This is a genomic window from Streptomyces sp. NPDC006733 (assembly GCF_040636125.1).
GTDB lineage: Bacteria > Actinomycetota > Actinomycetes > Streptomycetales > Streptomycetaceae > Actinacidiphila.
This window is the reverse complement of record NZ_JBEYJD010000021.1, coordinates 135,115-145,661: the sequence shown is the minus strand read 5'-3', so window position 1 is coordinate 145,661 and position 10,547 is coordinate 135,115. Positions and strand designations below refer to the sequence as shown.

Sequence of the window (10,547 nt, the reverse complement as noted above, 5' to 3'; positions counted from 1 at the left end):
GCCCCTCGGGCGGGAGCCGCGGGGCGTCCTGCGGTCTGTTCGGGTGAAGAAGCGTCCTCCACGGGCCGGTTCCGCCGGCCGGAGGCCCCGGCCGGGTGAGGATCGGGTGCACTGGTTCCCCATCCGCCGCCGCTGCGAGCGCCATTCGGCGGCGCACACAGACGAGGGCGGGATCGATGGCGACGCGTGCCCCCACCCAGGAGTCCCTCCGGCCCGATGGCCCGACGGCGGGCGCGGAGCCGGCGGGCGCGGAGCCGTCCGGCGCTCAGCCGGCCGCCGTGGTGGCCCCGCACGCCGCGAAGGCCCTGTCGCGGGCGCTGTTCCTGCGCCTGCGCGCCGAACCGGACGGCAGCGCCGGCCACGAGCAGGTGCGGACGGCGCTGATCGAGATGAACCTGTCCCTGGTGCGGTTCGTCGCCCGCCGCTTCCGCGGCCGCCCCGAGGAGTGGGACGACATCGTGCAGGTCGGCACGATCGGCCTGATCAAGGCCGTCGACCGCTTCGACGTCGGCCGCAACGTCGAGTTCAGCACCTTCGCGATCCCGTACATCGGCGGGGAGATCAAACGGTTCTTCCGCGACACCAGCTGGGCCGTGCACGTCCCGCGCAGCCTGCAGGAGCAGCGCATCGACCTGGCCCGCGCCCGCGACGCCCTCACCGGCCGGCAGGGCCGCGACCCCACGACCGCCGAGCTGGCCGCGTACATGCAGCGCCCGGTCGCGCAGGTGGTCGAGGTGATGATGGCCAGCAACGGCTACAGCGCCGAGTGCCTGGACGCCGCCGGCGGCACCGGCCACGCCGACGACCACGCCCTGGCCCTGACCGCGCGGCTGGGGGTGAGCGATCCGGCACTGGAGAACGTCGAGAACGTGCACGCCCTCAAGGGCCTGCTGGGCCGCCTCGACCCGCAGGAACAGACCCTGGTGCGGCTGCGGTTCGGCCACGGCCTGACGCAGACCCAGATCGGCGCGCGGCTCGGCGTCTCCCAGATGCAGGTCTCCCGCCTCCTCAACCGCGTCCTGGCCGGCCTGCGCGAGGGAATACTCACCGACGCACCGGGCGACGGCACCTGACCCCCCGACCCCCTCCCGGACGCAAGGGCCCGGTGTGAAAGCGTTACCAGGTGAGCGAGACGACGGCCAAGACCCTGCAGCACCGCGTTGACGGGCCAGAAGACGCACCGACCCTGATCCTGGGACCCGCTCTCGGCACCACCTGGCACATGTGGGACCGCCAGCTGCCCGAGCTGACCCGGCACTGGCGGGTGCTGCGCTACGACCTGCCGGGCCACGGCGGGGCGCCCGCCGAGCCCGCCGCCTCGGTCGCCGAGCTGGCGGACCGGCTGCTCGCCACCCTCGACGGCCTCGGCATCGACCGGTTCGGCTACGCGGGCTGCTCGCTCGGCGCGGCCGTCGGCGTCCGGATCGCGCTGGCGCGGCCCGACCGGGTCGCGGCGCTGGCGCTGGTCTCCGCGGCCGCCCGGCACGGCACCGCCGACGCGTGGCGGCAGCGCGGGGTCGTCGTCCGGGCCAACGGCCTCGGGCAGTTCTCGCACACCGTGCCCGAGCAGTGGTTCACCCCCGGCTACCGGGCCGCCCAGAGCGCCATCGTCGAGTGGGCGGTACAGATGGTGCGCACCACCGACGCCGAGTGCTACATCGCCGCCTGCGAGGCGCTGGCGGCGCACGACGTGCGCGACGAGCTGGGCCGGATCTTGGTGCCGACCCTCGTGGTGGGCGGCGCCGACGACCCCGCGACGCCGCCGGCCGACGCCCGGGTGCTGGTCGCCGGGATACCCGACGCGAAGCTGGCCGTGGTCCCCGCCGCCTCCCACCTGACCCCGGTCGAGCAGCCCGGCGCCGTCGGCGACCTGCTGGTGCGGCACTTCGGCGCCGCCTGGACCGAGCCCGCGGCCGCCTCCACCACGGCGGTGCTCCAGGCGCCGCCCGCCCCGCGGGCCGAGGAGCAGCCGGCCGCGGTGCCGGCCGGCCGGCCGGACCCGTACGACGAGGGCCTGCGGATCCGCAGGGAGGTCCTGGGCGACGCGCACGTCGACCGGGCGGCCGCGGCGGCGGACGACTTCACCGGGGAGTTCCAGGAGTTCATGACCCGCTACACCTGGGGCGAGGTGTGGGCGCGCCCCGGCCTGGACCGGAGCGTCCGCAGCGTCATCACGCTGGCCGCGCTGACCGCCGGCGGCCACCTCGACGACCTCGCCTCGCACACCCGCGCGGCGCTGCGCAACGGCCTCACCCCCGCCGAGATCCGCGAGACGCTGCTGCACACGGCCGTCTACTGCGGCATCCCGGCGGCGAACGCGGCCTTCGCGGTGGCGCAGCGGGTGATCCAGGAGGAGACGGCGGTCGGCGGTGCCGGGCCGGCCGGCGCGCCTCCGCGATGATGGTTCCCGTACGACCCGGTGCACATCGATACCGCCGATAACGTTCCGAGGAGCAACAGTGAAGCTGACCAAGAAGGGCCACGCCTGCGTCAGGCTGGAGAAGGACGGGCAGGTGCTCGTCATCGATCCCGGTGCCTTCACGGAGGAGGACGCCGTGGCCGGTGCCGGGGCCGTCCTCATCACCCACGAGCACATGGACCACTTCAACGAGGACCGGCTGCGGCTGGCGCTGGACGCCAACCCGGCCGCCGAGGTCTGGACGCTCAAGAGCGTCGCCGACCAGGTTTCGGCGGCCTTCCCCGGCCGGGTGCACACCGTCGGCGAGGGCGACACCTTCACCGCGGCGGGCTTCGACATCGAGGTGCACGGGCAGCTGCACGCCGTGATCCACCCGGACATCCCGCGGATCGCCAACCAGGGGTACGTCGTCGACGGCTCGGTCTTCCACCCCGGTGACGCGCTGACGGTGCCCGACCGTCCCGTCGACACCCTGCTGCTGCCGCTGCAGGCCCCCTGGAGCAAGCTCTCCGAGGTCGTCGACTACCTGCGCGAGGTCAAGCCGCAGCGGGCCTTCGACGTCCACGACGGGCTGCTCACCGACATCGCGTTCATGATCTACGGCCGAATGCTCGGCCCGGACGGCGTCGGCATCGGCGGCGGCGAGCACCACCGGCTGGCCCCGGGCGAGTCCGTCGAACTGGGCTGACGCCAAGGGTGCGGGCGGACCGCGCCGCACCGCCCCGGGGGAGCCCGGGGCGGTTGTCGGTGCCGGGCGGTAGATTCGGATCCATGCGCATCGCCACCTGGAACGTCAACTCGATCACCGCCCGCCTGCCGCGCCTGATCGCCTGGCTGGAGAGCACCGGCACGGACGTGCTGTGCCTCCAGGAGACCAAGTGCTCGCTGGAGCAGTTCCCCTTCGACGAGCTGCGCGAGCTCGGCTACGAGGCGGCCGTCAACGCCACCGGCCGGTGGAACGGCGTGGCCGTCCTGTCGAAGGCCGGCCTGGAGGACGTGGTGACCGGGCTGCCGGGCGGGCCGGAGTACGAGGGCGTGCAGGAGCCCCGCGCGGTCTCCGCCACCTGCGGCGGGGTCCGGGTCTGGTCGGTGTACGTGCCCAACGGCCGCGAGGTCGCGCACGAGCACTTCGCCTACAAGCTGCGCTGGTTCGAGGCGCTGCGCGCGGCGGTCGCCGAGGACGCGGCGGGCCCTCGGCCCTTCGCGGTGCTGGGGGACTTCAACGTCGCGCCCACCGACGAGGACGTGTGGGACCTGTCGCTCTTCGAGGGCGCCACCCATGTCACCCCCGAGGAGCGCGCCGCCCTGGCGGCCCTGCGCGAGGCGGGGCTGACCGACGTGGTGCCGCGCCCGCTCAAGTACGACCGCCCGTACACCTACTGGGACTACCGCCAGCTGGGCTTCCCCAAGAACCGGGGCATGCGCATCGACCTGGTCTACGGCAACGAGCCCTTCGCCAAGGCGGTGGGCGACGCGTACGTCGACCGCGAGGAGCGCAAGGGCAAGGGCGCCTCCGACCACGCCCCGGTCGTCGTGGACCTGACGGTCTGAGCCGCTGGCCTCGTTACGAGGCGTACAGCCGGGCGCGGGACGGCATACAACGTGTCGTCCCCGCGCCCGCGCGCCGCCCCGTACGCTCGGCGCCCATGAGCACCGTTGACCTGCCCTCCGCCAGCTTCGCCGTCCGCGTTCCCGACGCCGAACTGGAGCCCGAGCCGCTCGATCCGGCCCAGATCGTGTCGGGCGCGCCCGAGGTCACCGGCAAGGTGCTGTGGGAGTCGGCCGACGGGACGCGGGTGCGGGGGATCTGGCAGATCACCCCGGGCGTGGTCACCGACACCGAGGCCGACGAGATGTTCGTGGTCGTCAGCGGGCGGGCCACCGTCGAGGTGGCGGGCGGCGACACGCTCGAACTCGGCCCCGGCGTTGTCTGCGTCCTGCGCGAGGGGGACCGGACGACCTGGACGGTCCACGAGACCCTGCGCAAGGCGTACGCGATCGGCTGCTGACCCACCGTCCCCGAACCGTCACAGGACGCGCGCGCCTGTAGATGCCGGACGGCCCCGGGTGCGACGCTGAACCGCATGGACATCCCCTTCCTGGACAAGTGGCGCAAGCGGCACCCGGCGGCGCGCGGGGTGGCGGTGTACGGCGGCGAGCCGGACCCGGCGGGCGTCGCCGAGTTGCTGGCCGAGTGCGATCTGCTGCGCGCCCAGGCCCAGGACGCCGGGGTCGAACTCGACGACACCCCGGGCTCGTTGACGGCCCTGGACCAGCTGGTCCCGCAGTGGCGGGACGACCCCGAGGTGCTGCCGTGGCTCGGCAACGACGCCGGTCTCTACCTCGGGACCGTCATCGTCCGCACGGTGCCCGGCGCCGCCTGGCAGGTGTGGCCGAACGGCCTGCCGGTGGTCAAGCTGGACTCCGGCCGGGAGATCGACGTGGTCGGGATCGGCCACGAATGGGCCGAGAGCGGCACGCCCGAGCTGTCCCAGACACACGCCGAGGCGTCCGAGAACTGACGGCCCCTCCGTCACCCGAACTGATGGACCGCGGCACGCCGACGCGACGGCGGGCAGGCGTGTCCGGCGCGCAATGACGCCTCCGCACGCGGCCGTACGGTGCATGATGTCGGAAACGCACCACTTGATCAGATCGGTACCGGAGGCGCGACGTGGACTCCCTGCAGCAGATGCCGAATATCGGAGCAATCCTTGCCGACCGTTTGCGCCGCGGCGGCGTCGAGGACGCCGGCGAACTGCGCCGGCTCGGCGCCGGCCGGGCCTTCGAGAAGATCCGTGACGACCTTCCCGAGGACGCCTGCACGCACACCCTGCTCGCTCTGGAGGGCGCGATCCGCGGCACCCGCTGGACCGCCATCCCGCAGACGGAGCGCGACACCCTGGTCAACCGGGTCCTGGGCTGATCCCGGCCCGCACGCGAACCGCCCGGAAGGCACCCGCGCCGAACCGCGGCGCGGGCCGTCGGCGACCCCACGCCGCAAATCAGCTTAATGGCGGCACTCTGCGTGTCGGCCCCGTATGCGCATTTCACCGGATAGGTTGCCCATTCGCCGACCGTCCGACGTGGTGAGAGTGAGCTGGGCCGCACATGGATCCACTGATCGTCCTGAGTGGTGTCAACAAGCACTTCGGCCAGTTGCATGTCCTGCGGGACATCGACCTGATCATCGGCCGCGGCGAGGTCGTGGTGGTCATCGGCCCCTCGGGCTCCGGCAAGTCCACGCTGTGCCGGGCGATCAACCGCCTGGAGCCGGTCGAGTCCGGCACCATCACCATCGACGGCCGGCCGCTGCCCTCCGAGGGCAAGGAGCTGGCGGGGCTGCGCGCCGACGTCGGCATGGTCTTCCAGTCGTTCAACCTCTTCGCGCACAAGACGGTGCTGCAGAACGTGGCGCTGGCCCCGGTCAAGGTGCGCGGCCTCAGCCGCGGGGACGCCGACAAGCGGGCGAAGGAGCTCCTCGACCGGGTGGGGCTGCTGGCGCACGCCGACAAGTACCCCGCCCAGATGTCCGGCGGCCAGCAGCAGCGGGTGGCGATCGCCCGCGCGCTGGCGATGGACCCCAAGGCGCTGCTCTTCGACGAGCCGACCTCCGCGCTCGACCCGGAGATGATCAACGAGGTGCTGGAGGTCATGCAGCAGCTCGCCCGGGACGGCATGACGATGGTCGTCGTCACCCATGAGATGGGCTTCGCCCGCTCCGCCGCCAACCGTGTGGTCTTCATGGCCGACGGACTGATCGTCGAGGACCGGGTCCCGGAGGAGTTCTTCACCGCGCCGCGCAGCGAGCGCGCCAAGGACTTCCTGTCCAAGATCCTCCACCACTGACGCCACTGACGCCCCTGACCCCGCCGACGCCTCCGACCCCACCCACGACCCGGGACCGCCATGCGACGCAATATCCGGCACATCGCGCTGCTCGCAGCGGCCGCGGCCCTGCTGGCGGGCTGCGGCAAGCAGGGCAGCCCTCCCGCGAAGGGGCCCAGCTCCGACGACCTGCCCACCTACAAGGTGGACCGGGAGTTCGCGCTGCCCGACTCGAAGACGTGGAGCTCCGCGCACCGGCGCGGCAAGCTCGTCGTCGGGGTCAAGGACGACCAGCCCTACCTCGGCCAGCGCGACCCGGCCAACGGCACCTACGCCGGCTTCGACGTCGAGATCGCCCGCATGCTCGCCGCGTCGCTCGGCTTCGGCCTGGACCAGATCCAGTACAAGTCGGTCGCCTCCGCCAACCGCGAGACCGCGCTGGGCAACGGGCAGATCGACTACTACGTCGGCACGTACACGATCAACGACAAGCGCAAGCAGCAGGTCGGCTTCGCCGGCCCGTACTACATCGCGGGCCAGGGGCTGCTGGTCCGCAAGGACGAGAACGACATCAAGGGACCGCAGGACCTCAAGGGCCGCAAGGTCTGCTCGGCCGCGGGCTCCACCCCGATCCAGCGCATCGAGTCGGAGTACCCCGACGCGATCCCCGTCACCTACGACACCTACTCCGTCTGCGTGGACAACCTGCTGACCTTCCAGGTCGACGCCGTCACCACCGACGACTCGATCCTGCTGGGATACGCGGCCAAGGCGCCCGACGAGATGAAGCTCGTCGGCAAGGCGTTCTCCAAGGAGCCCTACGGGGTCGGCGTGGCCCGGAGCGACAACGCCCTGCGGCTCGCGCTCGACGACGCGATCGTGGCGCACGAGAAGAACGGCGACTGGAAGAAGGCGTACGACGCGACCCTCGGCCTGTCCGGGGTCCCGGCGCCCACCCCGCCCGCCGTCGACCGGTACTGAGAGGGCCGCCGCACATGAACGTACTGCTCGACAACTTCTCCCTCTACGGCAAGGGTTTCCTCGGCACCCTCGAACTGACGCTGTACGCCGGGGTGCTGGCGCTGGTCGTCGGCGTGATCATCGCCGGCTTCCGGGTCTCGCCGGTCAAGGCGCTGCGCGTCTTCGGCACCACCTGGGTGGCCGTGCTGCGCAACACCCCGCTGACCCTGCTCTTCTTCGCGGTGCTGCTGGGGCTGCCGCGGTTCGGGGTGCGGCTGCCGTTCACCACCTTCGCCGTCCTCGCGCTGGCCGCCTACACCTCGGCGTTCATCTGCGAGGCGGTCAGGTCGGGCATCAACACCGTGCCGCTGGGCCAGGGCGAGGCCGCCCGCAGCCTCGGCATGACGTTCATCCAGACCCTGAACCTGGTGGTGCTGCCGCAGGCGGGCCGCGCGGTGATCTCCCCGATCGGCTCGACGCTCATCGCGCTCGCCAAGAACTCGGCGATCGCCGGCTCCTTCTCGGTCACCGAGCTGCTCGGCACCTACAAGCCGCTCAACGAGCTGGGCTACAGCATCATCTGGTCCTTCGTCTGGATCGCCGTCGGCTACCTGATCATCACACTGTCGATCAGCGCGCTGTTCAACGTGCTGGAGAAGAGGATGGGGATCGCTCGATGAGCAGCGCGCTGTACGACATCCCGGGTCCGAAGGCGCTGGCGCGCCACCGGCTCTACGCGTGGATCACCACGGCCGTGCTGGCGGCGCTGGTCGGCTGGATCATCTACATGCTCTTCCACACCGGCCAGTTCGAGTCGACCAAGTGGGTGCCGTTCGAGTACCAGGGCATCCAGCGGCTGCTGCTGACCGGGCTCGCCAACACCCTCAAGGCGTTCGTCTGGGCGGCGGTGCTCTCGCTCGCCTTCGGCGCGGTCTTCGCCGCCGGCCGGCTCTCCGAGCACCGGCCGATCCGCTGGGTGAGCACCCTGGTGGTGGAGTTCTTCCGGGCGATGCCGCTGCTGGTGATGATCTTCTTCATCTTCATCGCGCTCAAGATCGAGCCGATGATGGCGCTGATCATCGGCCTGACGCTCTACAACGGCTCGGTGCTCGCGGAGGTCTTCAGGACCGGCGTGAACTCCGTGTCGCGCGGTCAGGGCGAGGCCGCCTACGCGCTCGGGATGCGCAAGACCCAGGTGATGACGTACATCCTGGTGCCGCAGGCGGCCCGCGCCATGCTGCCCGCGATCATCAGCCAGCTGGTGGTGGCGCTGAAGGACACCTCGCTCGGCTACCTGATCACCTACGAGGAGTTCCTCTACAACGGCAAGCTCATCGCCACCAACCTCGACTACGACCTGCCGTTCATCCCGGTCGTGATGGTGATCGCGCCGATCTACATCGGGATGTGCATGCTGCTGTCGTGGTTCGCGAACTGGCTGGCCCGCCGTGAACGGCACAACCCCAAGGCGAAGGGCGCACCGGTCACGACGGCACCACCGCAGCAGATCTGACGGGCGGGCCGGGTGCGGCCTACTGGTCGTGCAGCGGGACCGACAGCCAGGACGGGTCGGCGGACGGCGAGGAGACGGTGACCGTGGCGAAGGCCGGGTTCTGCTCGATGTAGAGCGGGTCGACGGTGTCGACGACCAGCGCCAGCCGGTGGCCGGCCGGGACGTCGTAGGCGGTGGAGAGCAGGTCGAGGTCGGTGGTGAACGCCTTGCCGGGGGTGCGTCCGACCCAGGTGTAGGGCGCGTGCGTGACGAGCTTGCCGGTGCCCAGGGCGTCGACGTCGTAGAGGTAGGCGATGACGGTCCCGTCAGCGGCGGACGGCGTCAGCGTGGCGTGCAGCGTCGCGGTGCCGCGCACGTGCTGGGCGGTGCCGTACGCGGCGGACTGCCAGACGGTGGCGAAGGCGCGCGGCAGCAGCGGGATCGAGGCGACGGGCGGCGCCTGGGCGAACTGGTCGAGCAGGCTGGACAGGAAGATGATCCCGCCGTCGGCGCCCGAGTCGATGTTGGTGCCGATGGTCGTCCGCCAGCCGGAACCGGCGTCGCCGCCGAGCTCCCCGGTGCGCAGCCCCTTGGCGCCGAGCTTGAGGGTGCTGGTGCGGGACGGGACCGCGGCCCAGCTGTCGTAGCTCTCGTAGGCGCCGGTGGACCGGGACTTGAGCTGGACGGGCTGCTCCCGGTCGATGCCGTTGTCCACGCCCTTGAGGTAGTGGTCGAGCCACCGCTTGGAGCTGGCCCAGGTGTCGTTGGGCAAGCCCAGCAGGCCGGTCGCCTCGGCGGTGGCGTGGTCGCCGGGCCGGAACTCCAGGCGCTTGGGGCCGGTCAGCTTCTCGTAGAACTTCGCGTACTGGTTGGGCGGGAAGAGGCTGTCGCCCCAGGCGTTGGCGAGCATGACCGCCGTGCCGTTGGCGTTGAGCCGGTCCAGGTAGGTCGCGGGCGAGCGCAGCTTGCCCCAGGCGATCATCTCGTCCTCGGCGGCGAGGTTCGCGGTCAGGAAGTTGCCCAGGATCTTCTGCAGTTCGGGGCTCGGGCGGCCGGTGAGGTAGCCCGCGCCGCCGAGCAGGGCGGCGGCCTGCAGGTGCGGGGTGCGGCCCTGGTAGATCGAGTCGATGAGGTCGGCCCAGCCGCTGAGCGCGACGACGGCCTTGACGCGCGGGTCGTGCGCGGCGCCGAGCAGGCCGATGCCGGCGCCGTACGAGACGCCCGCCATGCCGATGCGGTCCGGGTCGGCGGGGGTGTTGGCGAGCGTCCAGTCGATGACCTTGGACACGTCGGCCACGTCGGGCGGGCCTGCCGTCTCGATCTGCCCGCCGGAGAGCCAGAAGCCGCGGGAGGTGTAGCTGACGACGACGTACCCGGAGTCGGCGAGCTGCTTGGCCTGGGCGATGTACTCCAGGTCGTTGATGGCCCAGCTGCTCGGGAGCACGACGACGGGGTAGGTCCGCGAGCCGTCGGATCCGCCGGGGGTGAAGACGTTGCCCTTCAGCGTGATGCCGCCGGAGCCCGGGATGTCGACGAACCGGAAGGTCGAGGCGGCCTGGGCGGCGGCGGTGACCGCCGCGGGCGCCGGGGCGGCCTGGGCCAGTGGGGCCAGACCGAATGCCGTGGAGGCGAGCAGTGCCGCGCCGACGACACCCGCTGTGGTTGCTCTCATGACTGCTCCTGTCTGGCCGGATGCAAAGTGACTGGAGAGTAACCTCGCGGGCTTACCAGCGGTAATAGGCGCGCATGTTACGCACGGGTAACGATCTCTGGGGGCCCCGGCAGCCCACCGGACGGCGGAACGCCACGTGGCAGCGTGCGGCGGTGTCCCGGGGAGCCGCCGCCGGC

At 71.7% G+C, this 10,547-nt stretch carries 12 protein-coding genes; 11 read left to right on the top strand and 1 reads right to left on the bottom strand.

The genetic code is table 11. The features are described 5' to 3' along the window. Nucleotides 1–176: 176 nt before the first annotated feature. The 11 genes from ABZ721_RS20350 to ABZ721_RS20300 all read left to right on the top strand — a co-directional run bounded on the left by ABZ721_RS20350 (nucleotide 177) and on the right by ABZ721_RS20300 (nucleotide 8,720). Nucleotides 177–1,073, top strand: coding sequence for a SigB/SigF/SigG family RNA polymerase sigma factor (locus ABZ721_RS20350; protein WP_358790026.1), 897 nt, complete (start codon nucleotides 177–179; stop codon nucleotides 1,071–1,073). Nucleotides 1,074–1,123: 50 nt separating this feature from the next. After that, nucleotides 1,124–2,401: a 4-carboxymuconolactone decarboxylase gene (gene pcaC / locus ABZ721_RS20345; protein ID WP_358790025.1), complete on the top strand. Its 1,278-nt coding sequence runs from the start codon at nucleotides 1,124–1,126 to the stop codon at nucleotides 2,399–2,401. Nucleotides 2,402–2,459: 58 nt separating this feature from the next. Continuing rightward, nucleotides 2,460–3,107 (top strand): MBL fold metallo-hydrolase, encoded by a 648-nt coding sequence (locus ABZ721_RS20340; protein ID WP_358790024.1) that lies wholly within the window; start codon nucleotides 2,460–2,462, stop codon nucleotides 3,105–3,107. Nucleotides 3,108–3,190: 83 nt separating this feature from the next. Then, complete coding sequence (locus tag ABZ721_RS20335; protein ID WP_358790023.1) at nucleotides 3,191–3,970, top strand: exodeoxyribonuclease III; 780 nt, start codon at nucleotides 3,191–3,193, stop codon at nucleotides 3,968–3,970. Between the two features lie 95 nt (nucleotides 3,971–4,065). Continuing rightward, the gene (locus tag ABZ721_RS20330) at nucleotides 4,066–4,428 is read left to right on the top strand and encodes a cupin domain-containing protein (RefSeq protein ID WP_358790022.1); all 363 of its coding nucleotides are present in this window, start codon (nucleotides 4,066–4,068) and stop codon (nucleotides 4,426–4,428) included. A 75-nt stretch (nucleotides 4,429–4,503) separates the two neighbouring features. After that, on the top strand, nucleotides 4,504–4,941 hold the full coding sequence (locus ABZ721_RS20325) for a DUF6278 family protein (protein WP_358790021.1): 438 nt from the start codon (nucleotides 4,504–4,506) through the stop codon (nucleotides 4,939–4,941). A 152-nt stretch (nucleotides 4,942–5,093) separates the two neighbouring features. Continuing rightward, the gene (locus tag ABZ721_RS20320; RefSeq protein WP_277440729.1) at nucleotides 5,094–5,345 is read left to right on the top strand and encodes a TfoX/Sxy family DNA transformation protein; all 252 of its coding nucleotides are present in this window, start codon (nucleotides 5,094–5,096) and stop codon (nucleotides 5,343–5,345) included. 185 nt (nucleotides 5,346–5,530) lie between these two features. Continuing rightward, a complete protein-coding gene (locus ABZ721_RS20315; RefSeq protein WP_358790020.1) occupies nucleotides 5,531–6,268 on the top strand; it encodes an amino acid ABC transporter ATP-binding protein in 738 nt (245 codons plus the stop codon). 60 nt (nucleotides 6,269–6,328) lie between these two features. Then, entirely contained in the window at nucleotides 6,329–7,228 is a 900-nt protein-coding gene (locus tag ABZ721_RS20310) for a glutamate ABC transporter substrate-binding protein (RefSeq protein WP_358790019.1), read from the top strand. Nucleotides 7,229–7,242: 14 nt separating this feature from the next. Next, nucleotides 7,243–7,887 (top strand): amino acid ABC transporter permease, encoded by a 645-nt coding sequence (locus ABZ721_RS20305; protein ID WP_358790018.1) that lies wholly within the window; start codon nucleotides 7,243–7,245, stop codon nucleotides 7,885–7,887. Then, nucleotides 7,884–8,720 (top strand): amino acid ABC transporter permease, encoded by an 837-nt coding sequence (locus ABZ721_RS20300; RefSeq protein WP_358790017.1) that lies wholly within the window; start codon nucleotides 7,884–7,886, stop codon nucleotides 8,718–8,720. Before ABZ721_RS20305 ends, ABZ721_RS20300 begins: the two co-directional genes overlap by 4 nt. Nucleotides 8,721–8,739: 19 nt before the next feature. Here the strand turns inward: ABZ721_RS20300 and ABZ721_RS20295 are convergent, their stop codons facing one another. Continuing rightward, nucleotides 8,740–10,371 (bottom strand): CocE/NonD family hydrolase, encoded by a 1,632-nt coding sequence (locus ABZ721_RS20295; RefSeq protein WP_358790016.1) that lies wholly within the window; start codon nucleotides 10,369–10,371, stop codon nucleotides 8,740–8,742. Nucleotides 10,372–10,547: the final 176 nt, after the last annotated feature.

Bases quoted from the DNA above. Each gene is read 5' to 3' on its own strand.
- ABZ721_RS20315 (WP_358790020.1), top strand. From the start codon at position 5,531: ATGGATCCACTGATCGTCCTGAGTGGTGTCAACAAGCACTTCGGCCAG.
- ABZ721_RS20335 (WP_358790023.1), top strand. From the start codon at position 3,191: ATGCGCATCGCCACCTGGAACGTCAACTCGATCACCGCCCGCCTGCCG.
- ABZ721_RS20330 (WP_358790022.1), top strand. From the start codon at position 4,066: ATGAGCACCGTTGACCTGCCCTCCGCCAGCTTCGCCGTCCGCGTTCCC.
- ABZ721_RS20295 (WP_358790016.1), bottom strand. From the start codon at position 10,371: ATGAGAGCAACCACAGCGGGTGTCGTCGGCGCGGCACTGCTCGCCTCC.
- ABZ721_RS20305 (WP_358790018.1), top strand. From the start codon at position 7,243: ATGAACGTACTGCTCGACAACTTCTCCCTCTACGGCAAGGGTTTCCTC.
- ABZ721_RS20300 (WP_358790017.1), top strand. From the start codon at position 7,884: ATGAGCAGCGCGCTGTACGACATCCCGGGTCCGAAGGCGCTGGCGCGC.
- ABZ721_RS20310 (WP_358790019.1), top strand. From the start codon at position 6,329: ATGCGACGCAATATCCGGCACATCGCGCTGCTCGCAGCGGCCGCGGCC.
- ABZ721_RS20350 (WP_358790026.1), top strand. From the start codon at position 177: ATGGCGACGCGTGCCCCCACCCAGGAGTCCCTCCGGCCCGATGGCCCG.
- ABZ721_RS20325 (WP_358790021.1), top strand. From the start codon at position 4,504: ATGGACATCCCCTTCCTGGACAAGTGGCGCAAGCGGCACCCGGCGGCG.